Origin of the sequence: Paenibacillus sp. D9 (genome assembly GCF_001188365.1) — a bacterium.
GTDB lineage: Bacteria > Bacillota > Bacilli > Paenibacillales > Paenibacillaceae > Paenibacillus_O > Paenibacillus_O humicus.
Window position 1 is genome coordinate 794,770 of the sequence record NZ_JZEJ01000001.1, and the last position, 26,220, is coordinate 820,989.

27 protein-coding genes are annotated in these 26,220 nt (G+C 56.3%); 17 read left to right on the plus strand and 10 right to left on the minus strand.

Features of this window, described 5'->3' with window-relative positions:
* Positions 1 to 45 precede the first annotated feature (45 nt).
* The gene (locus VE23_RS03700) at positions 46 to 1,842 is read right to left on the minus strand and encodes an ABC transporter substrate-binding protein (protein WP_048745865.1); all 1,797 of its coding nucleotides are present in this window, start codon (positions 1,840 to 1,842) and stop codon (positions 46 to 48) included.
* 204 nt (positions 1,843 to 2,046) lie between these two features.
* Here VE23_RS03700 and VE23_RS03705 point away from each other — a divergent pair, with 204 nt between their 5' ends.
* Positions 2,047 to 2,241, plus strand: coding sequence for a hypothetical protein (locus VE23_RS03705; protein ID WP_021878170.1), 195 nt, complete (start codon positions 2,047 to 2,049; stop codon positions 2,239 to 2,241).
* Positions 2,242 to 2,334: 93 nt separating this feature from the next.
* Here VE23_RS03705 and VE23_RS03710 read toward each other — a convergent pair whose 3' ends face one another.
* Positions 2,335 to 3,084 (minus strand): HAD family hydrolase, encoded by a 750-nt coding sequence (locus VE23_RS03710; protein ID WP_049867318.1) that lies wholly within the window; start codon positions 3,082 to 3,084, stop codon positions 2,335 to 2,337.
* A gap of 255 nt (positions 3,085 to 3,339) precedes the next feature.
* Positions 3,340 to 3,558 carry a hypothetical protein gene (locus VE23_RS03715; protein WP_021878172.1) on the minus strand — a complete coding sequence of 73 codons (219 nt, stop codon included), beginning with the start codon at positions 3,556 to 3,558 and terminating at the stop codon, positions 3,340 to 3,342.
* Positions 3,559 to 3,735: 177 nt separating this feature from the next.
* Between VE23_RS03715 and VE23_RS03720 the strand changes: the two genes are divergently transcribed.
* The 4 genes from VE23_RS03720 to VE23_RS03735 all read left to right on the plus strand — a co-directional run bounded on the left by VE23_RS03720 (position 3,736) and on the right by VE23_RS03735 (position 7,735).
* On the plus strand, positions 3,736 to 4,458 hold the full coding sequence (locus tag VE23_RS03720) for a phosphonate ABC transporter ATP-binding protein (RefSeq protein WP_049867319.1): 723 nt from the start codon (positions 3,736 to 3,738) through the stop codon (positions 4,456 to 4,458).
* Between the two features lie 68 nt (positions 4,459 to 4,526).
* Positions 4,527 to 5,135 carry a DUF3298 and DUF4163 domain-containing protein gene (locus tag VE23_RS03725; RefSeq protein WP_021878174.1) on the plus strand — a complete coding sequence of 203 codons (609 nt, stop codon included), beginning with the start codon at positions 4,527 to 4,529 and terminating at the stop codon, positions 5,133 to 5,135.
* A 111-nt stretch (positions 5,136 to 5,246) separates the two neighbouring features.
* A complete protein-coding gene (locus VE23_RS03730) occupies positions 5,247 to 6,863 on the plus strand; it encodes an amino acid permease (protein WP_049867320.1) in 1,617 nt (538 codons plus the stop codon).
* A 218-nt stretch (positions 6,864 to 7,081) separates the two neighbouring features.
* Positions 7,082 to 7,735: an MOSC domain-containing protein gene (locus VE23_RS03735; RefSeq protein WP_049867321.1), complete on the plus strand. Its 654-nt coding sequence runs from the start codon at positions 7,082 to 7,084 to the stop codon at positions 7,733 to 7,735.
* Between the two features lie 105 nt (positions 7,736 to 7,840).
* On the opposite strand, the gene VE23_RS03740 is transcribed toward VE23_RS03735, so the two are convergent.
* Positions 7,841 to 8,839, minus strand: a complete 999-nt coding sequence (locus VE23_RS03740; protein ID WP_048748206.1) for a YpdA family putative bacillithiol disulfide reductase — start codon at positions 8,837 to 8,839, stop codon at positions 7,841 to 7,843.
* Between the two features lie 135 nt (positions 8,840 to 8,974).
* Here VE23_RS03740 and VE23_RS03745 point away from each other — a divergent pair, with 135 nt between their 5' ends.
* Complete coding sequence (locus tag VE23_RS03745) at positions 8,975 to 9,481, plus strand: hypothetical protein (protein ID WP_021878179.1); 507 nt, start codon at positions 8,975 to 8,977, stop codon at positions 9,479 to 9,481.
* 38 nt (positions 9,482 to 9,519) lie between these two features.
* Here VE23_RS03745 and xerS read toward each other — a convergent pair whose 3' ends face one another.
* The gene (gene xerS / locus VE23_RS03750) at positions 9,520 to 10,605 is read right to left on the minus strand and encodes a tyrosine recombinase XerS (protein ID WP_049867322.1); all 1,086 of its coding nucleotides are present in this window, start codon (positions 10,603 to 10,605) and stop codon (positions 9,520 to 9,522) included.
* A gap of 157 nt (positions 10,606 to 10,762) precedes the next feature.
* Positions 10,763 to 11,896, minus strand: a complete 1,134-nt coding sequence (locus VE23_RS03755; protein ID WP_049867323.1) for a metallophosphoesterase — start codon at positions 11,894 to 11,896, stop codon at positions 10,763 to 10,765.
* A 218-nt stretch (positions 11,897 to 12,114) separates the two neighbouring features.
* On the opposite strand from VE23_RS03755, the gene VE23_RS03760 reads away from it, so the two are divergent.
* A complete protein-coding gene (locus VE23_RS03760; RefSeq protein ID WP_049867324.1) occupies positions 12,115 to 12,621 on the plus strand; it encodes a hypothetical protein in 507 nt (168 codons plus the stop codon).
* Positions 12,622 to 12,667: 46 nt separating this feature from the next.
* On the opposite strand, the gene VE23_RS03765 is transcribed toward VE23_RS03760, so the two are convergent.
* From VE23_RS03765 to VE23_RS03775, 3 genes are all read right to left on the minus strand, one after another.
* Complete coding sequence (locus tag VE23_RS03765; RefSeq protein WP_049867325.1) at positions 12,668 to 13,387, minus strand: hypothetical protein; 720 nt, start codon at positions 13,385 to 13,387, stop codon at positions 12,668 to 12,670.
* A 2-nt stretch (positions 13,388 to 13,389) separates the two neighbouring features.
* On the minus strand, positions 13,390 to 14,274 hold the full coding sequence (locus VE23_RS03770) for an ATP-binding cassette domain-containing protein (protein ID WP_049867326.1): 885 nt from the start codon (positions 14,272 to 14,274) through the stop codon (positions 13,390 to 13,392).
* A gap of 279 nt (positions 14,275 to 14,553) precedes the next feature.
* On the minus strand, positions 14,554 to 16,884 hold the full coding sequence (locus tag VE23_RS03775; RefSeq protein WP_049867327.1) for a heavy metal translocating P-type ATPase: 2,331 nt from the start codon (positions 16,882 to 16,884) through the stop codon (positions 14,554 to 14,556).
* Between the two features lie 267 nt (positions 16,885 to 17,151).
* Between VE23_RS03775 and VE23_RS03780 the strand changes: the two genes are divergently transcribed.
* The 5 genes from VE23_RS03780 (at position 17,152) to VE23_RS03800 (ending at position 22,443) form a co-directional block, all read left to right on the plus strand.
* Complete coding sequence (locus VE23_RS03780) at positions 17,152 to 17,496, plus strand: ArsR/SmtB family transcription factor (RefSeq protein ID WP_048748211.1); 345 nt, start codon at positions 17,152 to 17,154, stop codon at positions 17,494 to 17,496.
* Between the two features lie 106 nt (positions 17,497 to 17,602).
* Positions 17,603 to 18,541, plus strand: coding sequence for a tyrosine-type recombinase/integrase (locus VE23_RS03785; RefSeq protein WP_049867328.1), 939 nt, complete (start codon positions 17,603 to 17,605; stop codon positions 18,539 to 18,541).
* A gap of 190 nt (positions 18,542 to 18,731) precedes the next feature.
* Positions 18,732 to 19,814 (plus strand): endospore germination permease, encoded by a 1,083-nt coding sequence (locus VE23_RS03790; RefSeq protein ID WP_048748200.1) that lies wholly within the window; start codon positions 18,732 to 18,734, stop codon positions 19,812 to 19,814.
* On the plus strand, positions 19,804 to 21,276 hold the full coding sequence (locus VE23_RS03795) for a spore germination protein (protein ID WP_048748199.1): 1,473 nt from the start codon (positions 19,804 to 19,806) through the stop codon (positions 21,274 to 21,276). Before VE23_RS03790 ends, VE23_RS03795 begins: the two co-directional genes overlap by 11 nt.
* A gap of 3 nt (positions 21,277 to 21,279) precedes the next feature.
* The gene (locus VE23_RS03800; protein WP_021878192.1) at positions 21,280 to 22,443 is read left to right on the plus strand and encodes a Ger(x)C family spore germination protein; all 1,164 of its coding nucleotides are present in this window, start codon (positions 21,280 to 21,282) and stop codon (positions 22,441 to 22,443) included.
* A gap of 68 nt (positions 22,444 to 22,511) precedes the next feature.
* Here the strand turns inward: VE23_RS03800 and VE23_RS03805 are convergent, their stop codons facing one another.
* The gene (locus VE23_RS03805; RefSeq protein ID WP_048748197.1) at positions 22,512 to 23,555 is read right to left on the minus strand and encodes a Gfo/Idh/MocA family protein; all 1,044 of its coding nucleotides are present in this window, start codon (positions 23,553 to 23,555) and stop codon (positions 22,512 to 22,514) included.
* A gap of 161 nt (positions 23,556 to 23,716) precedes the next feature.
* On the opposite strand from VE23_RS03805, the gene VE23_RS03810 reads away from it, so the two are divergent.
* The 5 genes from VE23_RS03810 (at position 23,717) to VE23_RS03825 (ending at position 26,175) form a co-directional block, all read left to right on the plus strand.
* Entirely contained in the window at positions 23,717 to 24,628 is a 912-nt protein-coding gene (locus VE23_RS03810) for a helix-turn-helix transcriptional regulator (RefSeq protein WP_048748196.1), read from the plus strand.
* The gene (locus VE23_RS27595) at positions 24,622 to 24,747 is read left to right on the plus strand and encodes a hypothetical protein (protein ID WP_269745980.1); all 126 of its coding nucleotides are present in this window, start codon (positions 24,622 to 24,624) and stop codon (positions 24,745 to 24,747) included. Before VE23_RS03810 ends, VE23_RS27595 begins: the two co-directional genes overlap by 7 nt.
* A 93-nt stretch (positions 24,748 to 24,840) precedes the next feature.
* Positions 24,841 to 25,170 carry a hypothetical protein gene (locus tag VE23_RS27730; RefSeq protein WP_049867329.1) on the plus strand — a complete coding sequence of 110 codons (330 nt, stop codon included), beginning with the start codon at positions 24,841 to 24,843 and terminating at the stop codon, positions 25,168 to 25,170.
* A 27-nt stretch (positions 25,171 to 25,197) separates the two neighbouring features.
* Complete coding sequence (locus tag VE23_RS27735; protein WP_442950545.1) at positions 25,198 to 25,542, plus strand: hypothetical protein; 345 nt, start codon at positions 25,198 to 25,200, stop codon at positions 25,540 to 25,542.
* An 81-nt stretch (positions 25,543 to 25,623) separates the two neighbouring features.
* Positions 25,624 to 26,175 carry a GNAT family N-acetyltransferase gene (locus tag VE23_RS03825; protein ID WP_373864512.1) on the plus strand — a complete coding sequence of 184 codons (552 nt, stop codon included), beginning with the start codon at positions 25,624 to 25,626 and terminating at the stop codon, positions 26,173 to 26,175.
* The last annotated feature ends 45 nt before the right edge of the window (positions 26,176 to 26,220 follow it).

Genomic DNA, 26,220 nt, shown 5'->3' on the forward strand with positions numbered 1-26,220 from the left:
GCCTTCTTGGTCCAAGAAGATGGGATGAGGTTCTTTTTCATCTTTTCATGCCGGACTATCCGAGACTAGCCAAATATCCTTGAAGTCCATCCAGCCGAACGTATTGATGCCGATCCCTCGGACCGAAGGGTGCACATAGGTGTTGAGGGAGCGATGCTGCAGGAACAGCACTTGGCCTTCTTGAACGAGCCGCTGCTCGATTTGGCTGAACAGGGTGCGCCGCGTATCGCGCCGATCCGAAGCGAGAATGGCATCGGTCACCCGGCGGATCCAGCGTTCCAGAGCGGGATCCAGATGCTGGCGGATATAGCTGTGCTCCTGGAGGTAGGTCTCCAGCTCTCCGACTTCCTCCTCGGCCATGACCAGGCTCATCAGGATGCAATCGGCCTCCTTGACGAGATCGCTCGTATGCACGATTTTGTGCTGCTCGCAGCGGATGTCCACGGGGATGCCGATCTCCCCGCAGCGTTCCTTGATCCAAAGCGCTTCCTTGGCATGCTGGTTCGTTGTCAGCAGCTTGAGAGGAGCGCCGTCATAACCGTCTTCCTTCAGCATCCGGATGGCTGTATCCGGTTCGTAGCGCTCTGCCGACAGTTCCGCGCCGGGAACGGGGAAGAAGCCATACGCCGGATAGCTCAATTCGCCGCCGGCGCCGATCATGCCGACCCGGTCCATGGAAAGTCCGACGGCCAGCCGGAAGGCGAGCGACTGCTGCGGCCCTCCGTTGAGCCGGTTCCAGCTGAGCAGCGTGCATCCTTGATGGACGGTTCTGATCATGCCCCAGCCTTGCTCATCCTTGGAAGCCATGCGGGAATCGCTGGCCATGATCTGCCCCCATTTAAGCCTCAATTCGGGCGGGATGTCCTCGGGCATGAAAGCGATCTGAACCTCGTCCAGATAGGCTCTTCCCTGGTAGTACTGCTCGTGGACAGACAAGTCGATCCGGTCGGATGTCCAGCAGTCGACCCGGAAGGGACCTGTGCCGGAGGGAAGCATCCAGTAGCGGCTCTCGTCTTCCTGGACGAGATCGGCCGGGAGAATGGAGGCCGCTCCGGAGCACAGCAGGCGGGGGAGAAGGCGGTTAGGCTTGTTCAGCGTTATCCGGACGGTCCGTGCATCCAAAGCGGTGATGGCTTCGACCGACTCCAGCAGGAAGCGGTTGGGCTGCCCGTCGGCCAGCCTGCTCAGCGTGAAGCAGACGTCGGTTGCATTCAGCTCCCGGCCATGATGGAAGCGGACGCCTTTGCGAAGATGGAAGGTCCAGGCCGTTGCTGAATCGTTGCTTTCCCAATAATGGGCCAGACCGGGAACGAGCGATTTGGTTTCAGCCTCGAATCCGAGCAGCCGGTCGAATATTTGATGGATCAGATGGGAGTCGAAGGCAAAAAACAGCTTCCCGGGATCGAGGGAATAAGGGGGACGGTAGACGGGAAGCCGGAACACATCCCGCTGCGCGGGAGAGCCTTCCTCGATCCGATCCGATCCGAAATGTCCGCTCAGCCATTCGACAAAGCGGTCGCGAACGGAAGTATGCTGGCCATGGAGTTGAAACAGCTGGAAGGCCTTCTGGTAATCCCCCTCCGAAGCAAGCTCTTTGGCGATATCAAGCAGGAAGCGTTCCCGGCTTTTCAGGAAATGGATCTTGGAGAGGTTGCCCCTTCCTTTGCCCGGAACCCAGCGAATCCACCCTTCCTCCTCGAGCTTGCGCACGATGAGCTTCACATTGCGCTCGGTGCAGTGAAACAGCTCGGCGAGCTCGTCCAGAGCGGTCTCGGCTTCAGTGTCGGGCTCTTCGATTTGGAATCGGTTGAGCAGCAGCAAGTATCGTTCGGCGTTGAGCATGCGCGCAGATTTCTCCTTTTTTGCTCGATATGACCCTTCATGCAATCGGCATGAAGGAATGGAAGCCCTTTCCATGCTGAAAAAGAGGAAGTCATTTGAAATTATTGTACACTTTTTGTTCCTGTTATGTCATGAGATACTTGATTCAACGGCAGGGAAGAATCAAAACCAGGCCGACGAAAACAACAGGGAGTGTCAATAAAAATGAGCTACGAACATGTTTACCGAAACGAAATGGAAATCAAGCGATTCCACCAGTCCAGCCACGAGAGCAAACACGCGGATTCGATCTGGAAACAGTCTGTCGAGCCCAACCGGACCGATTACAAGGGCAGAGCGAGCCGCCAAGTATGGAAACCGGTCCACGCCATGATCTTGTTCATGGGCATGAAGAAATGAGCGGCCGCAAGCGGCAAGCCGAAGCGAAGGCAAACAAAAAACGAAGGGCATGGCTTAACCGATAAAACCGGTTGAACCCTGCCCTTCGTTTTTTTAGTGGCCCAGGATGTAACGCTGGATGCCGTCCGGAACATCTCTTAGATGATGGAGCTGCAGGAAAGCGCCTTGAGGCGCGACTTCGATGGAGATGTTGTTGTATTCCCATTCGGTCTGCGCTTCCATATGGATCGCATGGATGCCTGCGGTCAATGCAGGCACGACATCCGTACGGATGGAATTGCCGATCATCCAAGTGTTGTGACGGTCGAAATGCCCTTCCGCCAAAATTTGCTCCAGCGCTGCGATATTCTTGTGCTGGCGGATGTAGATCTTGTCTCCGAAGTAGCGGTCCAGGCGAAGCCTGTCCACCTTGCGCCGCTGGATCTCCGGCTCGCCACCGGTATATAGATGCAGGTCATGACCTTCGTCCTTCAGGCGCAGAAGCGTCTCTTCCATATCGGGATAGGGCTCTGCCTCCTGCTCGTAGACGCTCTGTCCCATGCTCCAGAGCAGGTCGATCTCGTTGGAATCCTCCGGCCTGCCGGTCAACCGGGTAAAGTCGACGTAGGTGTCGAGGAAGGATTGCGGAAAGTGGTCGCTCTTGAACCCGGTTGCCTGCACGCCGGCGATGTCGATTTCGACCTGCTTGCGGCGGATTGCCGCTTCTGTCATGTCCGGATAAGCGTGGAACCAGGTCCTCATGGCATCCACGAATTGATCGATGACCAGGTTGAAATATTTGTTGCAGTGGATGAGCGTATCGTCGAGATCGAACAGAATCGTTTGTCGGATTGGCGCGTTCATGATGGTCTAACCCCTTTTGTAGGCTTGCGTGAATCTATTTTTATCCAATCTACAGCAAGGGAATGCGCGCCGTCAATTCCAGCCTTGGGGGTTGAAGCCGCTGCCAGCTGCATTAAGCGGCAGGCATGAAGGAATGAGAACGAAAAAAAGCCCCGAAGGGGGCTAGGCCATGGTGCGGATCTATGAGGACGATTGAAGAAAGGAAACTCAATCGGATGAGAAGATTGAAGAAGAACGAATACCGGTTCGGCACAATCAGGCGTACTTCTGCACCTTGATCTGCAGATCCTTCTTGATAAAAGCGATCCGCTTGCGGACATAGAAGTCCCGGCTGTCGCCGCGAAGATCGTTGGGAGTGACGATGGATTCGGATTCGTTGTCAATAATGGTGAGACGCCCGTCGTCATAGAACTTGAAAGTCAAATCGCGGAAAGGGCGATGACGTTCAACAAAGCGAAAATGCTGACAGCTCATCGGAACTCACTCCTTCGGGAAAGAGAGGTTTAGGAACGTTTGTTCTGTTTTTATTATAGCAAACATTTGTTCGGGTGGAAAGAGGAATTTTTATCCCGTACACTGAAGAAATAAGCTGGACAACCCAGAGCTTGCCGGCCAAGTTCCGGAAGCGGCCAAAGGAGTGCTTCAACTTCCATGATCCATATAGCCCATCTCAAGAAACAGATTCCGGCGGGACCTCTCGTGCTGGACGACATCAGCTTCCGCGCGGATGAAGGCGAATTCATCGCGGTCAAAGGCGGCAGCGGGAGCGGCAAGTCGATGCTCCTTAAATGCCTGGCTCTCCAGGAAGGCTGGACATCGGGCTCGTATAAGATAGACGGCAGGCAAATACCGACTACAGCCATCGGAAGGATGCGCATTCGCAGGGAGGTGACGCTCGTCGAAGAGAAGCCTTTCCTCAGCGCGAACCGGACCGCTCTCAAAAACGTCTTGATCGGATCGGCCGCACAGGCTTCGCTCCTGCGCCGCGCCACCGGCATGGTACGCAACGACGATTATATGGGAGCCATGGATATGCTCGAGAAGGTCGGACTGCTCGACAAGGCGCACAGCAAGGCGGACAAGCTGAGCGGAGGCGAGCGCCAGCGGGTCGCGATCGTCCGCGCTCTTGTGCACGGCGCCAAGGTGCTGCTGCTGGACGAGCCGATTTCCGGCCTCGATCCCCATGCCGGGGAACAAGTGCTGGCGGACCTCAAGCAGCTGTGCAAAAATCAAGGGCTCATCGTCATCGCCGTTCTTCACCAAGGCGACTGGGCGGAGAGGTTCGCCGACCGGATTCTGGGACTGAGCGGCGGCAAGCTGGTGCTGCAAGTGAGCGGCAGACGGCTGACGAGCAAGGAGAAAATGCTGCTCTAGAGCATGAATGGGGATCGGCCGCGCATAGGATAGGAGCAAAGATCCCATGCAGGAAGCAGGTGGCGCCCATGGCATTCGAGCCTCCCTTATCGGTCCATACGACCAAGGTTACCAGGCTCCGCACGGAGCTGTTCATTCCCGTCGTCCATCTGGAAGGCGGGGAGCTGGCTGCGGCGCATATGAATTCCGCCATCCGCAGGTCCGTCCGCCAGATGATCGAAGATCAAGGCTCCCTGGCCGACCCTTCCTCCCAAATGACCGCTTATTATGAAGTCAAAACCAATGAGAGAGGCGTATTCAGCCTTTCTCTCTTCAACTATGCCTTCACGGGCGGAGCCCATGGCTTGACGCTGCAGCAGTCGCTTACCTTCATGACTGCAGACGGCCATAACCGCAAGCTCGCCAGCCTCTTCAAGCCGGGATCCGATTACAGAGCCAGGCTGAGCGAGCTGGTGGCGGCGCAGATCAAGAGCCGGCAGATCGAGCTGCTGCAGCCGTTCGAGGGCATCCGGGCCGATCAGGATTACTACATCGCGGACCGTGCCCTCGTGATTTGGTTCAGCATTTACGAAATTACCCCTTATGTGTACGGCTTCCCTTATTTTCCGATTTCCGTTTATGACCTGTCCGACATTGTCGCCGACGAAGGCCCTTTATCCGTAATGAATGAAAATTAACGGTTCGACTACCGGTCTGCCCGCGCCTGTTGAATTGCGACGGGTTGTTTGCCGCGGGCGCCTGCTTGGAGACGACGGATAGATATTCGATACGGACAGGGGGCATGAAGCATGTTGATGTGGACGGGGTTTGCTTTGTTTTGCCTGGTGGCGGTCGCTTGGCTTGCTGCCGCAGCTGCGGCGGAGAACGGACTCAGAAGAAGCGGGTATCGCTCCATGACTCGCTACGCCGCTTACATCCAGTTCATGCAGGACAAAAGGGAGCTGAACAGACTCGGCATACCGCAGCAGCTCAAACGAGCTTTCGGACCGTTCGCCGCCTTCGGCGTCTCGTTCAATGCCCTGTCGCTGCTTGGAGGAGCGGCGCTGTTCTACGCTTACGCATGGAATACAGGCAGCGAATGGCTGCTTGTATGGGCCTGGCCCGTCCTCGGCCTGCTGGCGCTCTCGATCCATGCCGGGCAAGCAGAGCTCATGTCTGCGGTTCCTTCAGCCGGGGGCAGCTACCATGCGGCGCTGCTTCTGGGCGGCAAGGGAAGGGGCTTCCTGACTGGCTGGCTGCAGCTTGGCGGCCAAATCAGCATGCTGGCCTTCGTGAATTTGGCGGCAGCGGATTGGATGCAGGGCTTATTGGCTTCATGGAACGGATGGAGCCATGCAGCAGGCGTTGCCATGCTGTTTGCCGTGCTGATGCTGGTCCAGCTGTCTCTGTGCCTGTTCGGCAATTACGGCTTTTCTATGCTGCAAAATAGCGCGGCGCTGCTGCAAATCGCATCGGTCGCAGCGGCGATTGCCGTCATGACGGCCTACTTATGGCCTTCCTTCGGATTGGAGAAGCTTTATTCCGCCCGGTCGCTCGCGGCTGCCGGGGAGCCGCGAGCCGTCGGAGCGGGATGGATCATGGGACTGCTTCTGCTTTACCGGATGTTCATGGGGTCGGCGACGGCGGAGCACTTGTCGGAAGAGACGGTCGAGCCGAGAATCAGGCTTCCCTGGGGGCATGTGCTGTCGGGGGCTTATGTATACGTCGGCGGGTTCATCCTGCTTGGTCTGGCTGCTATGGCGCTTCTCCAGCTTCCGCTTGGAGCGGAGCATGATTTCTTTCTGCAGGCGGCAGCGCCTTGGGGCGGCGGCTGGAGGGTAACAGCGGCCGCAGCGGTGGGAGTCAGCCTGTGCGTATCCGGCGGATCGGTGCTGTTCGCTGCAAGCAGGCTGGCCGGAAGCCTCTCGAGGGATGAGGCGCTGCCGTTCAGCAGGCAGCTGTCCTCCATTGTTCGCAAGGGCAGGACATTCGCCTGGGGTGCATGCGCTGCCGCAGCTTGCGCGGCTCTGCTGGCGCTGGCGGCCGGCATGCTGATGAATGCGATGACGGGAGCCGTCCTCTTTTTGCTGGCGCTGGCGATTGTGCTGCAGCACAGTGCCCAGCTGATACCGCTCGTCCTGTCCATGACACGGGAAGGGAAGGATAAGCTGGCGGCCATGCAGCCTCTCTGGTCGCTCGGAAGAGCGGGCACTTATGCGAAGCCGCTCGCCGTCGCGGCGCTGGCGGCGCTGATGGCCGCCGCGGCATTCGCAGCTCCTGCCGCAGCCGCTGCTGCGGCAGCATGGCTGCTTGTCTCCGGAGGCATGTTCCTGCTCAAGGGCAGACATCGTTACGAGGGCATGGAGAAGGGAATGAGACTTAGCCAGGAAGAGCTGCTGCGGACGGAGAGGTATCATCCCCAATAAAAACGGAATACGGCTTGCGGGGCAGAGCATCGAGAGAGCGGGAAATTTCCCGCTCTCTATTTCCCGGGGAAGCGCATAAAGCAACAAGATGGAGAAAAGTTCGACAGCCGTTGTCGTCAATGCGAACCGAATGTCGAAATGGGAGGGTTTCGCACCTGCAGCCATTTCTTTCCCTCCGTCCATCCTTTATAATGGAGCCTGAAAAAGGAGGGGAGCCCATGGAATTGGGAACGATCACATCGGTCAATACCGGGCTGCCGGCCGAGATGGCCCACGGCAGACAGACGATTACGACGGGAATAAGGAAAACTCCGCGCGAGGGAGCGGTCCGAGTCGGATGGACAGGCCCGGAAGGCGACGGCCAAGGGGATCTTGAGCATCACGGGGGACCTGACAAGGCCCTATGCGTTTATGTTCATGACCATTATCCTTATTGGGAAAGGGAAATGGGCAAGCGGCTCGAGGCCGGTGCTTTCGGGGAAAACGTCACGCTGGAAGGGACTACGGAGCAGGATGTCGTCATCGGAGATATTCTGGCGGCCGGAACGGCGCTGCTGCAAGTAAGCCAGCCGCGGCAGCCATGCTTCAAGCTCGGCCTGCGGCATGGACAAGCCGACCTGCCGCTGAAGGTGCAGCAGACAGGCAAGACAGGATTCTATCTGCGCGTTCTACGGGAAGGGGACATTCAGGCCGGAGACAGCTTGACGCTTGTCAGCAGGCCGGAGCACGGGATGACTGTGGCGGCAGCCAATGTCATCTATTATTTGCACAAAACCGATAAAGCGGAAATGGACATGCTGGCGGCCATCCCTGAACTTTCCAGCAGCTGGAAAGAAACCTTAATGACGCGAATCAATAATTTGAACAAGTAAAGATAATTATGTAAACCAAAGTGAGGCAAAGTTTCAAACCACGGCCAAAAGGGGAGAAATCCCCAATCAGCCCTGAATTGAACTCGAAAAAACGTAAACCCTGGTTCACCGTGTGCGGAGCCAATGATCCGCTATGCGCTGTCCGTGGAAACGCCCTGACTCGATGAAGATTTCATTGGCTTGATGCCTGGAAGCAACGACTCCGGCGAGATAAATGCCGGGAACATTGGTTTCCATCGTCTCCTCGTCGAAGCGGGGGTAGCCCTCTGCCTCGATGGCGACGCCAACCGACATCAGGAATTCGCGGTCGGGATGGAAGCCGGTAAGAGCAAGCACGAAGTCGTTGTGAAGCTCGCGGATGCCGGCCTCATCCTGAACGACGATGGCGCGCGGCTTGATCTCGATGACTTGGGAGCCGAACAGCATGGAGATCTTGCCCTTGGCGACCAGGCCTTCAAAGATTGGTCGGACCCACGGCTTGATCGAACGCGAATAGTCCGGCTTGCGGTAGACGACCGTCACCTTGGCGCCGGCGCGGTTCAGCTCGAGCGCGGCATCGATGGCGGAATTGCTGCCTCCGATGATGGCGACCTCCATGCCGGTATAAGGATGAGCTTCCCGGAAGAAATGGGACACTTTGCCCATGTCCTCTCCCGGAATTCCGAGCCGGTTCGGATGGTCGAAATATCCGGTCGCCACGACGACGGCTTTGGCGGAATAAACTTGCTTTTCCCCGTAGCGGTTGTCGGTTTCCAGCACAAAGCCTCCATTCGGCCGGGCTGTAATCGAAGTGACCGCTTCATAGGCGTTCACGCGGACGCCGCTGCGAAGCGCCACGGTCCGGTAATAATTCAGCGCCTCAAGACGCGAGGGCTTGTCCATCGCCGTCGTGAACGGCAAGCCTCCGATCTCGAGCATTTCGGGTGAGCTGAAAAATTGCAGGTAAGTAGGGTATTGGGAGATGGAATGGACCAGATTCTCTTTCTCGATGATCAAGGAGCCGATGCCGCGGCTCTGGAATTCGACCGCTGCGGCCAAGCCGCATGGGCCTGCTCCGACGATGATGATTTCTTCTTCTTGCACTTGCTGACGACCTCCGATCATGCAACTGTAACCTATATTGTACAATTCAAGCCGGGGAGGGGCAAGCTGAGCAAGCGCCTCTGTGTACGGAGCCTCTATTTCATGTATAATGAATTCATTGATTTCAAAAGTTTATTGGGTGAGGGGGGATCTGGGATGCGGCGGAGATTCGTCATTGAAGCGGTCATGGTTGCGACTTACGGACAGCTGCTCGTTCCGAGCCTGCCGGTCGACTTCGTGCTGCCTTATTCCACCATTCTGGAGCTCTACGAAATGAAGGACAGCGAGGAGCCGATCATGGACGATCCGGCCGAGGATGTGTTCGTGCGCGGCAAAGTGGCCGAGCTGATCCAGTTTTTCGAGGATTCGCTGAACCGCAAAAAAATCGAGAGGGCTCTCCAAGTGCCGTGGAGGGAAAGCTCTCCGCTTATATTGGATGAACGGATTCAATTCACGGTCGTGAATGCCGTAGACAATGCGCATTACGGGGATTATTTCGACCCTGTGGAGACGGAGCTGCTGCTTACGGCATCCAAGCTTCAGATTCCGCTCTTGTCGGATCAGTACGAGTTCCAGGATAAGCTGATCGAGGCCGAGGTGCCGGTGCTTGTGTTCGACATCGAGGATTTCGATTATGCGCTGGAGGAGGCGCCGCAGCTTTAAGGCGGCAAAAAAAGAGGAGCAGCCCGCGGAGACGCGGACTATTCCTCTTTTTTGTTCCGGTCGATCGCCTCGGACATCGTTTTGTCGGTCAGATGCGCGTAGATCTGCGTCGTATCCGGGGAAGCATGGCCGAGCTGCTCCTGCGTCTTGTACAGGTCGTTGCGCAAATAATAGTCGGTCGCGAACGAGTGCCGGAGCTTGTGGACGGACAAATAAGGCTTGCCGAACCGCTTGGCATATTTGAGGACCATCTGCTGGATGGCTCTCTTCGTCATGCGCGAGCCCTCCTGATTGCCGTTCGCGATGGCGAGGAACATCGCCTTCTCGCGGCGGGGCGCCTTGTAGCGGCTGTCTCGAAGCTGGATATAGCCGCCCAAGTCGTCGAGCGCTTCCTGGCGGAAATAGACAGGCGTCTTGAACGTGTCGTCGTTGCTCCCTTTGCGGTAGACGTAGGTAAGCTTTTTCTTGAGGTCGATATCGTCGACGTTGAGATTGACGACCTCGGAGACGCGCAGTCCGGAGTGGAGGATGAGGCTGACAATGCACGCATCCCGGACGGAATTACGCTCGTAGGCGGCCAAAGCCTGCTTGTTGTTCGCCACATCGGCGCCATAGCCGACACGGACATAATGCAGGAATTCGGAGATTTCCTCCTCCTGGAGCAGCTTTCCCTCCAGCTTCGCCGCTGTATCCTTGGGCTTGTGGGTGCGCTTGATCGCGACCTTGGCCATGATGTTCCGCTTCAGCAGCGGGTAGAAGTCGTCATCCTCGGCAATTTGGCTCAAGTAATGGAAAAGCGAGCGGAGCGAGCTCAGCTTCCGGGATATCGTCGTCCGCGTATTGGCGTGCTCGGGGCGGGAAGCCAGGTGCATCCGGTAATGGTCGATGCTGTCCATGTGCAGCTTCTCCAGCTCCAGCAAAGCGACGTCCCGCAGGGCTGGGCCTTCGGCCAAGCCTTCGGCGATCATCCAGCCGAAGAAGGTTTCGTAATCCCGTACATATTCAAGCAAGGAAGAGGGGGAGAGGTCCGGCAGCTTGTAGTTGATGAACTTCTCCACATACCAGGGCATGGAGGGGACGCGCCGGTCGAGCTCCTGACGGTCTTTTATTTTTAAAATATTCATGGCATGAACGGCCTCCAGTCTAGACCTTTATTTTATCAAGCCCGGACGTTTCCAACAATCATCTATAAGTAAGAATAGTTATGTAAACCATATTGCAGAAAATAAAAAAACAGGCCGGAAAAAGGCCTGTACCTGAAAATCGTGTTCAAGTCCATGCTTAAACAAAATGAATGGTAATATGCAGAATCTCGCTGCGGCTGAACAGCCGGATGGGCGGTCCCCAGGTGCCAAATCCGGAAGAAACGAGCACATGCATGCGGGACTTGATCATATATCCCCAATCCAGCTCGAAAAGGCGGCGAGTGACGAGATGATTGGGAGCGAACTGGCCCCTATGGGTATGCCCGCACAGCAGGAGATCGGCTCCGGCCGCCGCTGCCTTGTCGAAGGCGTAGGGCTGGTGGTCCAAGACGATCAGGGGAGCCGATGGATCGGCGCCGCGCACAAGCTCCTGGACGGAAAGACGGCCGCCGAAGGCCGGACTTTCGGCTGTTTTGTCCTTGCGTCCGGCGATGAAGACGCCGCCGGTCTCGACCAGCTCGTCCTGCAGGACCGGAATGCCGGCTTGAGCCATGGCTGCCGCATACTCATCGATATGGCCTCCGTAATACTCGTGGTTGCCGAGCACGGCGTAAGTGCCGAGCGGAGCTTTGAGCCCGGAGATCGTATCGGCCATCTTGTTGCGTAAAAACGGCTTGACGCTGTCGTCGATGACATCGCCGGGGAGCAGGATCAGATCCGGCTTCAGCTGTTCGGCCTTGCGCACGAGCTTGCGCAGATGCCTGTTGCCGACGATGTTGCCCAGGTGGATATCCGATGCGACCATGATGCGGATGCCGGTTCGTCCCGGCACGGATTTGGCGATTTCAAGCGTATGTTCTCTGACGACAGGGCTCCATGCGTTCCGGGAGCCCCAGAAAAGCAGGATCGCGAGCAGCGCCAGCACCGTCCATCCGGCTGCTTGGACGTAAGCATCCGTATCGCCGCCTGCGGCGTTCCATGCGAGGCCGATCAGTCCGGCAGCGGGAAGAAGAAGAATCAAGTATTCGAGAATCGCGACATAGAAGGAAGAAACGACTTTGACTCCGCGAATGAGCGCCGAATCCCAGACGCGGATCAACCCCATGGCCGCAAAGTAGGAAAGGGCGAAGAAAATGACGGGCAGCCATATCCAGCCCGTCTGGAGATGGTAGGATTTCATGAATGCGGATGCGGACCATCCAATATAATAGGTAATGGCCGCGTAGATGAGGATAAATACCGCGGCGCCTGCGCTTCTTTTAACCTTCATGTTGTCGTCTGGCAGCTCCTTTTTATTGTCCGCGCTGGAATCCGTTTGGACAAGAACATAGTCTTTAAATACAGGTTACAGCCTTTTGTAACTTTGTTGCAACTTCTTGGGGAGATGAGCCGTTTATAATAGGGAACGAGGGCAAATGATTCAGGGCGATCGAGAACGGGTAATATGCCAATGAATCGGCCTGCGAAGAGAAAGGGAGTCGAACCCCAATGAAAAAAACGATGTTCAGCATGATGGCTGCAGCGGCAATCGTATTCTACTTCATCTCCACGGCCAACGCGGTCGGCGGCGATTATCAGCCCGTGAAGAAGACCGCAGACACCCAAACGGACTATATTAATGGATTGACTCATAAAGACGGCAAATGGTACATAACCGCCGACAAGATCGACTGGTACGAAGGCGCTCAGGCGGATGAGCAGTTCCTCAAGCATGAGCCGGATTCCGGCTTGGACGGAGCTCCGGACGGCTATTACATCGTCAACGACGATCCTTCCGTCCAAACCTACGAGGTTGCTCCCTATGCCGAAGTGCTTATGCAGATCTATGACAAAGGAAACGACGCTGCTGATACCGAGTGGAACGAGCCGATCTCGCTCGAGAAATTCGCCCAGCTTTATCCACAGACCGATGTGCTTGATTTGAGCTATTTCCCGTATCACATCACCGTCAAGGACGGAATCGTAACGAAGATCGTTCAACAATTCGTTCCTTAATGAATGCAAAGCCCCGCTGATCAGCGGGGCTTTTTTGTTTCCAACATTACTTCAATGGAAGGTCGAGCTTCCGGTTGTTCATGAGCTTGCACGCCCATGCAGCCGCGGCAACGCCGTATAGCAAGGGATAGACAATCGCGGCCAATCGAACGGAGGTGGCTGCGCCGTCATACTGCGTCAATGTGCGTACCATATGCCAGGCCGGAGGAGCAAGCCAGGCCAATCCGTTTGCCGGCGCCGGAAGCTGGTCCAGAATGCCTTGTCCCGAGAAGGAAAGGGCAATGACGGCCAGCAGCAGCAGATAGGAGATCGAGCGGGAAGATATCAACCGGCTGTTGAACAACGATGCAATTCCGATGCCAAGCACCGACATCACGATGTGGCTGCCGAATGAAAAGGCTAATTCGGACACCTCGGGAGCTCTGGCGAACTTGTGGAACAGGGCAGGGTACAGAACGGCGAATGCTGCCAAGGGAAGCGAAAAGCACCACGCGTAGAGCAGCTTGGAAGCGAACAGCCGCAGGAACGAACCCGCCTGCAGCGAGAGGAGCATGTCCTGATTGGCTTCTTCCCCTTCCATGACTCCGATGCAGACCCATATCATAATCAAGAACAAGAAGGAAGAGGAAAACGCATAGCTGCCCATGACCGGATTCGGAACCTGGGCGTAGATGAACAAAAGGGCCAGCAAGAACAGCGAGAGCGGCGCCGCATAGCGGTAAGAACGAAGATGGCAGCGGCAATGGTAGGCCAGCAGGTGGCGCATTTTCAGCCCTCCTTTATCGGTATCACGACGTCGACGACCGCCCCGGCTTGCAGCAGCGCAAGGAGGAGCTGCTGCGACTGTCCATAGGGGAGATGAACAATGAAATCATCGGACCCGAGCAAATCGTTGGACTCGGCCAGCTGACGTCTGGCTTGCGGATATCTCATCAGAATTTGTGCCAGCATGTCCGGCTCGGCTCTGCCTTTGATTTCGACCTGGCTGTGGGAGGGCGCTGCCGCCGCCTGGGATGGAACGTTCGATTCCACCGAAAGGACGCCTTCCTTCAGTTGCAGCATGGTGCCGCCAAGAGCCTCGATCAGCAAGGAATCATGCACGGCTGCCACAACCGCTGTGCCTTGCATATGAATCTTCTGCAGCGCTTCCAGCAGATGAGCCTGCGATTCCGCATCCAGGCCGGACAGCGGTTCATCCAGCAAAAGCAGATCCGGCTTTTGCAGCGAAGCCTGCATGAGGTTTACTTTTTGGAGCATCCCTTTGGAATAGTGGAGCAAATAGGCGGAGGAACCGGGATCCAGCTGAAAAAGCCGATGGAGCTCGAGGATTTTGTCCGCTAAGACATGCTTGTCGATGCCGGCAATCCGTCCCATATATCGGAGGTATTCGGACGATGACAATTTAAGCTTGGGAAGATGATCGGGCGCGTAGCCGATCCGAATGGTTTTATGCGCGGCTACCTTGCGGATTCCGGAAGTAGGGGCGACCAGGTTCGCGGCAATTTTGATGAGCGTGCTTTTGCCGGAGCCATTGCTTCCCTGCAGCATATAGACATGTCCGGGATGAATGGATAAATGGACGGAAGATAATATTTTTCGCTTATGATAAGATTTGGAGATATTGGAAAGAGTGATGATCGGTTCCTGCTCCACAAGCCTTGCCTCCCCTGCGTTTTCGCTTCAGACCGTATCCAGCGTACCTTATTTGACTGTTGAAAGGCAATGTTTGGAAGATTCCGTTTGGTAGAGAAGTCGAAAGATGCTGAAATGAAGATCGATAAAGGCTCATGGACAAACCGTTGCGGGAAGTATCTGGGGGCTCTGGAATTAAAATACGGATCGCATCGAAGCCGCTCTTCTCGTGCCTTGCATCATATCGGAATGATAAAGGCGCCTTTCCTGGAGGAAAGGCGCCTTAAATGATGTCTATGATTAGGCTTTATCTTTTTTTCGTACAGGAAGGAGCAAAGTCAGACTGACCAGGGACACGAAGATCGTGGCGCCCATATCCGACAGGATCGCGATCCAAAGCGTCAGCCAGCCCGGAATGGTGAGCAAGAGGGCGATGAGCTTGAGGCCGAGAGCTACGCCAAGATTGAAGCGGATAATCCGGTTCGTTGTTTTTGCGGTCCGGACAGCAGAAGGAAGCTTCGTCAGATTGTCCTGCATGAGTACCAGATCGGCCGTTTCAATGGCGCTGTCCGTGCCTTTTCCCATGGCAATGCCGAGATCGGCCGCCGCCAACGCAGGAGCGTCGTTGATGCCGTCGCCGATCATGGCCACCTTGCCGGACGACTTGAGCTCTTGGATGCGCTTGACTTTATCTTCCGGCAGCAGGCCGGCATACACATCGGTCAAGCCGGCTGCTTTTGCCATGCGGTCTGCGGATTGAGCGTTGTCGCCGGTCAGCATGACCGTGCGCCGAATGCCGGCTCGGCGCAGCCCCTGCAGCACCGCCGGGCTTTCCGGCCGCAGCTCGTCAGATATGCCGAACATGCCCAGCACGCGGGTATCGTCGGCAACGAGCACAAGCGTATAACCTTGCTTTAAGAACGAATCGACCGATGCTCTGATGTTGTCATAGTCGGTAAGGCCGAGGCTCTCGATGAGCTGCTGGCTGCCGAGGGTATAGGTGGCTCCGTCCTTCGACGCCTTCAGCCCGCGTCCTGCGGCCGTCTCGGATTCCAGCGGCTCGACATGCACGGAGTGCTGCTCGGCATAATTCAGAACCGCTCCCGCAAGCGGATGGGACGAACCGCTCTCGATCGCGGCCGCGATCGGCAGGAACCGGTCATCCCAACTTTCCGCGGCCGCGACATGCGGCCGGCCTTTGGTCAACGTTCCGGTTTTATCGAAGGCGATCAAGTCGATCTTGCCGAGCTGCTCCAAAAAAGCTCCGCCTTTGACCAGAATTCCTTCGCGCGCCAATCGGGTGATTCCGGCCAGGATAGCAACGGGCGAGGAGAGGATCAAAGCGCATGGACATCCTACGATAAGGACGGCCAGCCCTTCATAAAGCCAGTGGTTCCATGAACCGCCGAGCAGCAGCGGAGGGATGAGGATGACGAGCAGGGAAACAAGCATAATAAAGGGCGTGTAGTATCGGGAGAAGCGGTTGATGAACAGCTCTGTCGGCGTTTTCGATTCCTGGGCTTCCTGCACGAGCTGCAGGATTTTGGCCAGCGAGGACTGCTGGTAAGCCCGGTCGATCCGGACTGTCAGCATGCCTTCGTTGTTGAGGCTGCCGCCGAAAACCTGATCGTCGATCTTCTTGTCGACAGGGAGCGACTCGCCTGTAATCGCCGCTTCGTTGACAGAGCTCTGACCGCTTACGATCGTGCCGTCCGATGGGATCTGCGAGCCTGCTTTCACTAGCACGAGATCGCCTTCGCGAAGCCGGCTTACCGGGACGGATTGCTGGCCGCCGTCGGCCAGCAGCACGGCTTCCTTCGGCGCAGCCTGCAGCAGCCGGTCCATGGAACGGCGGGCACGGCTCATGCCGAGGCCTTCAAGCAGCTCGTTGATGCCGAACAGGATGGCGACGAGCGTAGCTTCCTTCCATTCCTGAATCGCTGCCGCCCCGACCAGCGCGACGGTCATGAGCGTATCGATGTTGAAGCGAAAGCGCAGCAAATTGCGTAGTCCTCTCCAGAACGTCGACCAGCCGCTCAAAATTATCGCCGCGACATAAAAGACGATTTGCATCGTGTCGGAGAGGAGGGAGCCCGACCATGCCGCCAGAGCGAACAGCAGGAAGGAGACGCCTATGAGATACAGGGTCAAGCGGCTTCCATCTCCATGATCGTGATCATGATGGCCGTCATTGTGATCGTGTCCGTGGCCATCGCTGCCGGTGTGAGAACCTGCTTGAGCATTGCCGGTGTCTGGGGCTTCGCCTGAAGCAGCCGCCGCTACGCCAGCAGTGCTGTTCCATTTCGATTGGCTATGGTTATGGTTATGGCTATCTTCGCTGCTGCCGTGTTCATGCTCCGAAGAATGGCCTTGGCCTGATTCCGGCAATACGCAAGAAGAGGAAACTCCAGCATGAGGGCTTGAAGCCGCCGCGGCTGAACCGATCAAAGCCGCTCCGTCCGATTTCAATATTTTTCGCAGCTTATCGAGCGGCACCCGCTCGTCGATGACAAGCCGAGCCGAGGAATAATGAAGAGTAGCCGTATCGCCGTAAGGAAGCTTGCGAATTTCACGTTCGAGCTCGAGCGTGCAATTGCCGCAGCTGAGACCTTTTACCCGGTATTCCGTCATCGTCGGTACCTACTTTCCAAAAAGAGAATTAATATAACATATGATCACTTGCTCATATAATATGATTAAACCATTGGAGTGTCAATGCAAACAGCCCATAGAGCGTCTCTTTTTTTATTATCCGTAAAAGTTCCGCTTTAACTCCCCGTTTGATATAATGAAACCACCTTAGAGAAACCGGAGTGATGAAGAATGACCGATGAAACATTCTATTCTTCGGCTGAGCGGCCTGCTTCCGGTGACGGGCGGTTGGAGACGGCCGAATTGATGGACGAGGACTCCGGGGAAGGATCGACAGCCAATCTGGATGCGGTGCGGGCATCGATGCTTGACGAGAATTCCGCCGGCCAGCTGGCCGATTGGATGAAGGCCTTTTCGGATCCTACTCGAGTGCGGCTGGTAGGAGCTCTGCTTCATGCCGAATTATGCGTGCATGACTTGACCGTGCTGCTGGACATGAACCAGTCGGCTGTATCCCATCAGCTTCGATATTTGCGCAATATGCGCATCGTCAAACGCCGCAAGGCAGGCAAAACCGTGTTTTACTCCTTGGACGACGACCATGTGGAGCAAATCTTCACGCAGACGCTGCAGCATATCCGGCATTCCTAGCCTTAGGATTGCCGATTTTTCTTGCCTCAAAATGGCGTGAAATACATATTTTACGCAACTTCGATTTTAAAGCGATAAATGAATTCAAAGCGGGAGGTTGGAGGACTTGTACGCAACGAATCATGAGCTTCAGGACACCTATGGAACGGAGCTCGAGCTGTTCGGCATCTGGATGAAAAACCAGGGCATGACGTCTTCGACCGAAAGAGCCTACAAAGCCGATGTCGGCCAATTTCTCTCGATGATGCATCCCGCTCCGCTGGAGCAGTCCACCAAGCTCGACATCATGCGTTATTTGTCCCGCACGAGAGAAGCGGGGGCAGGAGATGAAGCGCGCAACCGGAAGCTGTCCTCGCTGAGAGCCTATAACAAGGCGCTCAACGAGATGGAGCAGCTGAATGTGAATCCGGCCGCGCTTACAGCCAAATCCAGGCAGCAGAAAAACCGCATCCCGGTCTATCTGGAGGAGGAGCAGCTGCAGCTGCTGTTCGAGCATGTCGAAGGCAGGCATCGCGAGCGCAATCTTTCGATCTTGCTGCTGATGTCCTATGCCGGACTTCGGGTCGGAGAGATCCACAGGCTCAACCGACACGACCTGACGTCCGAAGGCATGCTGTCCGTGCTGGGCAAAGGGCGCAAATGGCGTTATCTGCCGCTGCCGTCATCGCTCGCGCGGCTCCTGCTCCAAATGATGGAAACCTCCGAGCTCAAGATGAAGCAAGGAAAGGAGCAGCCGATGTTCGTGTCTCAGCTGGGCAGGCGCCTGTCGATCCGGATGATTCAGAACATGGCGGATTCCACGCTCTCCCGGCTGCAGGCCAGCTTGCCGGAGCTGTCGATGAAAAAGCTGTCGAGCCATAAGCTGAGGCATAGCTTCGCCACGATGCAGATCCGCAGCGGCACGGATATCCGGACGCTGCAGGAGCTGCTCGGGCACGCCAGCATCGAGACGACTCAAATCTATACGCATATCGACAACAAGCAGCTGCGAGAGGCGATGGATTCCGTTGCCGGCAAAATACCGACATGGGTGAAGCGTGGATAGCCGCTTGTATGTTTCAGCAGAGATTGCCTGCCGACCGCAGCTTCCGCCTTTGGCCGAAGCTGCGGTTCTTTTTTTTGGCTCGGCAACGGGAAGGCATTAGCCGCCAGCAAGGAGAGGATCTGCTGCCGAATATCCATGGATGAAACTGGATACTCTAAGCGTTACTTGCTGCATAGGAGGCGAAAACTACATGTACTCGCGGACGCAGGTCATTTTCCTTCTCCTGTTATCGCTCGGCATATCGAATCATGTTCTTATCCTGCCGCAGCTGCTGAAGACTTCCGGAAGGGATTCCTGGATCAGCGTCCTGGTCGCATATGTATTTCTGCTTGCATGGGGCCTGTTCTTTGTGCGGATATCGAAATCCATCGGCAAGGAGAAGCTGTACGGCTGGCTGAAATCGCGGATGGGCGTCTGGATCGCCGTTCCGCTTATCGCGGTTATGGCATTGAACTATTTTCTCGCGGGGTATATTGCCCTCTTCGATATGATCGAGGTCGTGACGATTTTTTTCCTGCCTTTTACGCCCATCTGGATTGTTACCGTCTTGTTCATGCTGTTCGCCCTGGGCGCCTCTTACAAAGGAGGAAGCACGCTGTTTCAAATGTCGGCCCTGCTTCTGCCGATCATCTGGCTTCTGGGGCATTTCGTATCGGCGTTTACATTCTACGCCAAGGACTACGGTTATTTGATGCCCGTCCTGGCCAACGGAGCCGGTCCTGTGCTCAAGGGAAGCATGATCGTCGTCGGCGGTACGACGGATCTGCTGCTGCTGCTTCTGCTTCAGCACAAGCTCAAAAAGCCTCTCAACTATACCAGCCTCGTCATCCTGATCACGCTGTTATGCGGACTGGTCATTGGACCCGTAACGGGCAGCCTCGCTTCGTTCGGACCGTCGGTGGCCGGCAGCTTGCGCTTTCCCGCCTTCGAGCAATGGAGGCTGCTCATTGTCGGCAAGCGGATTTCCCATGTCGATTTCCTGGCCATCCTGCAGTTGATGGCCGGCTCTCTCGTGCGGGTCGCTCTGATGCTGTTCCTGCTGACGGATATTCTCGAGACGAAATCGATCCGATTCCGTCAGTGGTGGACAACGGGAATAGCGCTCGCCCTGGTCGTCATGATCCTGCTGCCGATCAGCGACATCACAATGCAGCAATTCATGGAGTTCCTTTATTATCCGGGTCTCGTCCTGTTCGGTCTGGCTATGCTGCTGATCTTGTTCATCGCCAGCTTCATTCCGCCTGGAAGAGGGTTGAGCCGAAATGAAGGATAAGCAGGAGCCAAAACAGCCGCCGGCGATAGCGCATCTGGAGGAGCTGCTGGCGGCGGGCAAGCTGAAGGGGGAGCATCTGAAGCAAGAGCTTTCGGTCTACTCGGATCTATGCTTCGCTCCCGTTCCGGAAGGATATGCATCCAGGTTCGCTGTTTTCTACTGCGATGGAATGATCGATCATGCCGAACTGAACGAATATATGAACCCGCTTATCGCTTGGCTCGACCAAGGGGGGAGCGAGCAGGGCGGCCCGCCGGTGTCCCCGCCCATCATCGAGGCGGATACCGCCAGCTGGATGATCGATCTGCTTTTCACCGGTTATGTCCTCTTTCATCAGGCGGGAGAGCGCAGGTTCCACGCCCTCAACATCGCGGATATTCCGAAGCGGCAGCCTGCGGAGTCCAATACGGAAATTTCCATCAAAGGACCCAAGGACGCCTTCACCGAAGAGGTGAATACGAACCTGGCCCTGATCCGCAAAAGGCTGCAGACGTCCCATCTATTCAGCGAGCAGTTCGATATCGGGTCTTTGAGCCGCACGAAGGTATACCTGGTCTATCTCGAGCATAAAGCCGATCCGGTCCTAATCGACGAAATCAGGAAGCGGCTCTCCAGCTTCGAGACGGAGAGCATCATTGGGAGCGGCCAGCTGGAGCAGTGGCTGTCGGACCGTTCTTTTTCCCTGTTTCCTCTCCTCGATTACATTGCCCGGCCCGATTTTGCTACGGAATGCCTGCTTAGAGGAAGGTTCATCGTCATCGTCAACGGGTCTCCGATGGTGCTGATCGGTCCAATCAATTTCTTCGAGGTGCTCAAGTCGCCGGAGGATGTGCATTACCCGTATCATTTCGTCATGCTTCAGAGGCTGATCCGGATGGTCGGGTTTCTGATCGCCATCTTCCTGCCCGGCTTCTGGGTCGCGATAGGTTCGGTGAACGTATCCCAAATTCCTTTCCAGCTGCTGGCGACGGTGGTCGTCTCCAGAAGCGGCATTCCGCTTCCGCTGGCGCTGGAGGCGCTTACTCTCCTGATCTTGTTCGAGCTTCTTAGGGAAGCGGGGGTCAGGCTGCCCAAAGCGGTCGGCCAAACGGTGGGCATCGTCGGCGGCATCATCATCGGCGATGCCGCCGTCCGTGCAGGACTGGCTTCGCCTACGATGCTCGTAGTCATCTCGACATCGGCAGTCGCGACGTTCGTGCTCGTCAACCAATCCCTATCCGGCACAGTGAGCGTCATCCGGCTGTTCGTCCTGTTCTTCTCCTCTTACTTGGGCGTGTACGGATTCATGCTGTCCGGCATCGGCATCCTGATCTATCTTTGCCGGCTGGATTCGTTCGGGCTCAACTATTTGGAGCCGATCGCTTCCCTGCAGTTCCGGGAATGGATGTCCGCCTTGGCCTTGAACCCGCGCCAAAGGCGCAATTATATGGCAACGATGCTGAAAAAACGGAAGAAGGGATAATCTATGCTGCGGCGCGCGCTGGGCGGAATCGCGGTCCTGCTGACGCTGACATCCTGCTCGGGAAACACGGATATCGTCGATCCTCAGGATCTCAATTACGTCACCGCGATCGGAATCGACTATGTAGACGGCAAGTACGTCGGGTATTATCAAATGCTCGATTTTGCATCCGTCGCCAAAACGGAACCCAATGCGAACGATCAAAGCCCGATGATCTGGGTCGGCCATGGCGAGGGCTCCACGCTGAACGACGCGATGTTTCAAATCTATAAAACGAGCCAATCCATGATTGTCTGGTCGCATATGACGGCTGTCATCTTCGGCGAAGGAGCTATCCGGCACGGACTCGAGCATGTATTCGACAGCTTGCCCCGCTACCATGAAATCAGGCTGACGCCATGGGTATACGGGACGAAGGACAAGATGGAGGATATTCTCATGATGAACGGATTTTTCCGGCAATCGGCGCTGAATACGATTTTGCATGAGCCCAAGTCCATCTTCATTCAGAATTCTCAGCTTGAGCCCGTGCAATTGTTCGAGTTGATGCGCAGCGCTTTCGAGCCGGGAGAGACCGCTTATATACCGGCGGTGTCCATTAATAAGACGCAGTGGAAGGATCAGAAAGGAAAAGAGGAAAAGCCGTATGTAAGCGGGGCTTACTTTATCAAGGAAAAGCGGCTGCAATCGCTCGTTCCGATCAAGCAGCTGCAGGGAATGCGCTGGCTTGCCCAAGAGTCGAACCGGATTTCGCTGCTTGTGCCTTCGGAGGACAAAACGGATGTGCAGATTATCTTTCTGGATCCGAAATCCAGCATTTCCGTCCGCCCGGGCCCGATTCCAACATTCGAGGTCGAAATCCAGACCAAAGGGTATCTATCGTCGCGGCAAGACGAGAAGTATATGTCTTTGTCCCAATTGGAGGCAGCATCCAACAGGAAAATTGAAGAAGAGGTCCGCCAGATGGTCGAGCAATCCGTTCGCACCAAGACGGACCTTCTGAATTTGGAGCATGCCATGTATAAAAAAGCCAATCGGGCGTGGAAAGCGCTTGGGAACGATACCTCGCTGTTCGACATGAAGCCGGTTGTGGAAATCAAGGTCAATGCTCGAATCAGCCATTCCGGCGCTCTCAAAAATCCCATGATCGGAGAAGTCAGCCGGTGATAGTCTAAAACGGATAGATTGGAGAGGCGATCCTGTGAGGACCCGATCGGATCGAGGTGAAGCCGGCGCTAGCGTCCGAGAAGCTCCGACAGGAGCACCTTCCGCCCGCTTCTTGAGCTTTCCATCGCGCCGAGCACCATAGCCATGCTGAGAAGATTGTCCCGGCAGTCCGTTTCGGCGGGGCGTTCCTGCAGCAGGGAGTCGAACAATTCGTCCAGGCAGCGGTGATGCCAGGACGCGCCGCCGGCTGCAGGGGAGGTTTCGATCCGCTTCGTCGCCTTCAAGAAGGCTTGCTCCTCCTGCTGAGGGGCGAGGATGTCCGCATATGGGCTGTCCGAGCCGTTCCATATCGCCGTTCCCGCAGAGCCTGTAATCCTCCACTGAGCTTCCCACGAGGTGGGGGCGCCTTCTGCGCACCAGGAGCCCCGATAGTTAAACACGGAGCCGTCGGACATTTCGAATATGCAGACGGCAGCCGCGCTTCCCGCATACCAGGAGCCGGCGGGGTTGAATTCATGGCAATAGACGGAGATAGGATCGGCGCCGAGAATAAGCCTCGCCTGGTCGAACGTGTGGATGGCCATATCCAGAATGAGAGGGCTTTCCATGGCATCCCGGAAGCCGCCGAAGTGAGCGCCGATAAAAAAGTCCGCTCCGGCGAAACCGGGCTTGCCGATCGTTCCTTCCTTGATAAGGCTCCGCAACGCCCGTATATTGGGGTCGAAGCGTCTGTTCTGCATGACGGCATGCGATCGTCCCGTCTCATCCGATACCCGGACGAGATCGAGGCAGCCATCGAGCGATTCAGCGAGCGGCTTCTCGGAGAATACGTCGCAGCCAAGCTTCATCGCAGCTGTGCCGATCTCATGATGGCTGGCCGGGATGGTGACATCGAACACGAGATTGGCTTCGTTTTCCTTGATTGCTTCCTCAAGCGACACATACTTCCCGCAGCTCAGCCCATGCCTCTCGGCCATGCGCTCAGCGGATTCCAGACGGATGTCGACAAGTCCGACAATCTCCGCGTCCTGCCTGCCCATGGCGTATTCCACCCAAGTATTCGCCATGCCGCCGCATCCGGCGACGACAATTCGAAACATCTTCTCTTTCATTTGTATTTGCCTCCTCCAGCCTGGCCCTTCCTATCGGGCTTGTCATTCACTCTGATTGTGAGCTATAGTAAACGCTGTCAAGTGAATTATAACGCATTCCAGCCCTGTATTCTCGATCCTAAATTGCGCAAAACCACTCTTATCTTGTGCAGGTGAAGCCGATGGAGATGAACCGGGAGCATTGGGAGAACAACCCTTTGGACCGCAGCTATCCATTCAAACTGTTTTTCAACGCTTCGGGAGAAACGAAGCCTGGCCAATGCGTCCTGTTCCTGCACTGGCACGAACATTTCGAGTTCATCGTGATGCGGCGGGGACGGGCCGTATTCCATATCGGCAGTCAGGTATGCGAGGCCGAGCCGGGAACGCTGCTCGTCGTGCAGGCGGGCGATCTGCATACGGGGTTCAGCCGCGGCTCGGAGCAAGTGGAGTATGTCTCTATCGTGTTCAACGGGGCGCTGTTCAGCGATTGGGCCAAGGAAGAGGACTATGACACGCTGCTCAGCCCTTATCTGGATGGAAGAGCTTCCCTGCCTGCCTATCCGGGCCGATGCGGAGAAGAAGCGCGGCGCTTGATCGACATGGCTGTCGCGGAGTCCGGGACAGGGTTCTCCGCTTCCGGGCGGATGATCGCCAAAACCTATCTGTTTCTTGCCTTTGCATGGCTGGCTCGGACTCATTTGCCTCCGGGACAGGCGGGACGGGCAAGGGAAGCCGGATTCCGGCAGGAAAGGTTCAAGGAATTGATTCGGCACGTGGAAGACAGCGGCGCGCCCATGGGAGTCAGGGAAGCGGCCAGGATGGTGAGCGTGAGCCCGCACCATTTCTGCAAGATGTTCAAGAGGCTGACCGGAAGGACGTTCACCGATTTTGTGAACCGCTGCCGGATGCGGCAGGCGGCCAAGCTGCTCTTGGAAACCGGCTTGTCCGTCACCGAAGTCGCGGAACGCGTCGGCTGCAGCAATCCCAATTATTTTACGAGGCTGTTCAAGCAATATGTCGGCATGACGCCGTCGCAGGCGAGAAATAGAGCCTTGCCTGACAGGACGCAGGCTGGCGGCACGGATTGGTAGAACAGTCCGTAGAGTCTGTTGCGGCGATGCCTTGGGCATCGGTGAGCGAAGGAACGGCATACCGGGCGATCAAGGATGCTTACTTGCATGACGGCGACAAGTGGCGCAGTCCATGCTGACAGCGCGTTTGATGGAATAGCCGCCTCTGGCCGATGCATGCCGATGATCGGTATCAGTCCGATGGAAAACCCGCGATGTAGGCGGGGTTTTTTGTGCTTGTTTTTCCCGACCGCAGCCTCTTCAAGATGGACTCGCCGTTCATGGCCGCTTATGCGCGGCTTGCGGTCCAGACCTGCCACCGGCGGGGAGCGTCTGCATCGGCGGCATGGCGGCGCAAATTCCTTTCAAAAACAAATCCCGCCGCCAACGAACGGGCGCTTGAAAAGGTTCGCCTCGACAAGCTGAGGGAAGTCCGGATCGGCCATGACGGCACTTGGGTCGCCCATCCCGGGCTTGTCGCAGTGGCAGAGGGGGGATTCAACGAACATATGCCGGGGGCGAGCCAGCTCTTCATCCACCCGGACGGCATCGTCGGTGCCTAGCAGCTGCTTGAAGCGCCACGAGAGCCCATTACCGAAGCCGGCGTCCGCCTGAACCTGTCGGTCGGCTTGAACTATATCGAAGCCTGGCTGCGTGGAACGGGCGCCGTGCCGATCAACAGCCTCATGGAGGATGACGCTTCGGCCAAAATCTCCAGGGCGCAGCTGTGGCAATGGATCCGCCATCCAGAAGGAAATCTGGAGGACGGCAGGAAAATGAGCGCCGATCTGTACCGCAAGCTGCTGGACGAAGAGCTAGCCAAGCTGCAGGCTGCCGCTTCATTGATTTCCCGGATCGACCTTTCGGCCAGGACGCCTGCCAAGGCGTCCTTCGTCTATGTTCCGTTCCAGAAGGATGGTAGAGAACGGGTTTAACCGATTTCGGTTCTGGACGGGCCGCACACGGGCTGGTAATCTTTTGAAATAATGAGTTCGTCGAAAAGGAGAACAGCCATCATGAAACCCGTCCGATTTCTGGAAGGAAAATCCGTTTATCTGAGACCTGTGGAAGCAGGGGATGCCGACTGGTATTACGCCGGCCTGTACGACTCCGAGACACGGATGCTCACCGGCACGCAGAAGCACTATACGAGGGAACAAATCGTCGATTACCTCCATGGCAAGGAGAAGGATGCATCCTCCGTCCTTCTTCTGATCGCTCTCCGGGATACCGATGAACTGATCGGAGACATCGCGATTCAGGACATCGACCGCAACAACCGCAATGCGGGCATACGGATCGCGCTGAACGACAAGTCCCATCAGGGAAAAGGCTACGGAAGCGAGGCTTTGCGGCTCATGCTTGATTACGGATTCGGCATTCTCAATCTGCATCGCATCGAGCTGAACGTATTCGCGTTCAACGAAAGGGCGGCGCATGTCTACGAGAAGCTCGGCTTCAAGCGCGAAGGCGTACAGCGCGAGGCGCTCTATTATGGGCATGCCTATCATGACTCCATTCTCATGGCCATTCTCGAGGATGAATACAGGCAGCTGCATCGGAAATAGTCGCCATAAGCATCCCTCCATCAGGCACAAGACCGTCACGCGCGT

Excerpts from the sequence above, each read along its gene's own strand:
- VE23_RS03700 (WP_048745865.1), bottom strand. The coding sequence starts at position 1,842 with ATGCTCAACGCCGAACGATACTTGCTGCTGCTCAACCGATTCCAAATC.
- VE23_RS03705 (WP_021878170.1), top strand. The coding sequence starts at position 2,047 with ATGAGCTACGAACATGTTTACCGAAACGAAATGGAAATCAAGCGATTC.
- VE23_RS03710 (WP_049867318.1), bottom strand. The coding sequence starts at position 3,084 with ATGAACGCGCCAATCCGACAAACGATTCTGTTCGATCTCGACGATACG.
- VE23_RS03715 (WP_021878172.1), bottom strand. The coding sequence starts at position 3,558 with ATGAGCTGTCAGCATTTTCGCTTTGTTGAACGTCATCGCCCTTTCCGC.
- VE23_RS03720 (WP_049867319.1), top strand. The coding sequence starts at position 3,736 with ATGATCCATATAGCCCATCTCAAGAAACAGATTCCGGCGGGACCTCTC.
- VE23_RS03725 (WP_021878174.1), top strand. The coding sequence starts at position 4,527 with ATGGCATTCGAGCCTCCCTTATCGGTCCATACGACCAAGGTTACCAGG.
- VE23_RS03730 (WP_049867320.1), top strand. The coding sequence starts at position 5,247 with ATGTTGATGTGGACGGGGTTTGCTTTGTTTTGCCTGGTGGCGGTCGCT.
- VE23_RS03735 (WP_049867321.1), top strand. The coding sequence starts at position 7,082 with ATGGAATTGGGAACGATCACATCGGTCAATACCGGGCTGCCGGCCGAG.
- VE23_RS03740 (WP_048748206.1), bottom strand. The coding sequence starts at position 8,839 with ATGATCGGAGGTCGTCAGCAAGTGCAAGAAGAAGAAATCATCATCGTC.
- VE23_RS03745 (WP_021878179.1), top strand. The coding sequence starts at position 8,975 with ATGCGGCGGAGATTCGTCATTGAAGCGGTCATGGTTGCGACTTACGGA.
- xerS (WP_049867322.1), bottom strand. The coding sequence starts at position 10,605 with ATGAATATTTTAAAAATAAAAGACCGTCAGGAGCTCGACCGGCGCGTC.
- VE23_RS03755 (WP_049867323.1), bottom strand. The coding sequence starts at position 11,896 with ATGAAGGTTAAAAGAAGCGCAGGCGCCGCGGTATTTATCCTCATCTAC.
- VE23_RS03760 (WP_049867324.1), top strand. The coding sequence starts at position 12,115 with ATGAAAAAAACGATGTTCAGCATGATGGCTGCAGCGGCAATCGTATTC.
- VE23_RS03765 (WP_049867325.1), bottom strand. The coding sequence starts at position 13,387 with ATGCGCCACCTGCTGGCCTACCATTGCCGCTGCCATCTTCGTTCTTAC.
- VE23_RS03775 (WP_049867327.1), bottom strand. The coding sequence starts at position 16,884 with ATGACGGAATACCGGGTAAAAGGTCTCAGCTGCGGCAATTGCACGCTC.
- VE23_RS03780 (WP_048748211.1), top strand. The coding sequence starts at position 17,152 with ATGGACGAGGACTCCGGGGAAGGATCGACAGCCAATCTGGATGCGGTG.
- VE23_RS03790 (WP_048748200.1), top strand. The coding sequence starts at position 18,732 with ATGTACTCGCGGACGCAGGTCATTTTCCTTCTCCTGTTATCGCTCGGC.
- VE23_RS03795 (WP_048748199.1), top strand. The coding sequence starts at position 19,804 with ATGAAGGATAAGCAGGAGCCAAAACAGCCGCCGGCGATAGCGCATCTG.
- VE23_RS03800 (WP_021878192.1), top strand. The coding sequence starts at position 21,280 with ATGCTGCGGCGCGCGCTGGGCGGAATCGCGGTCCTGCTGACGCTGACA.
- VE23_RS03805 (WP_048748197.1), bottom strand. The coding sequence starts at position 23,555 with ATGAAAGAGAAGATGTTTCGAATTGTCGTCGCCGGATGCGGCGGCATG.
- VE23_RS03810 (WP_048748196.1), top strand. The coding sequence starts at position 23,717 with ATGGAGATGAACCGGGAGCATTGGGAGAACAACCCTTTGGACCGCAGC.
- VE23_RS03825 (WP_373864512.1), top strand. The coding sequence starts at position 25,624 with ATGAAACCCGTCCGATTTCTGGAAGGAAAATCCGTTTATCTGAGACCT.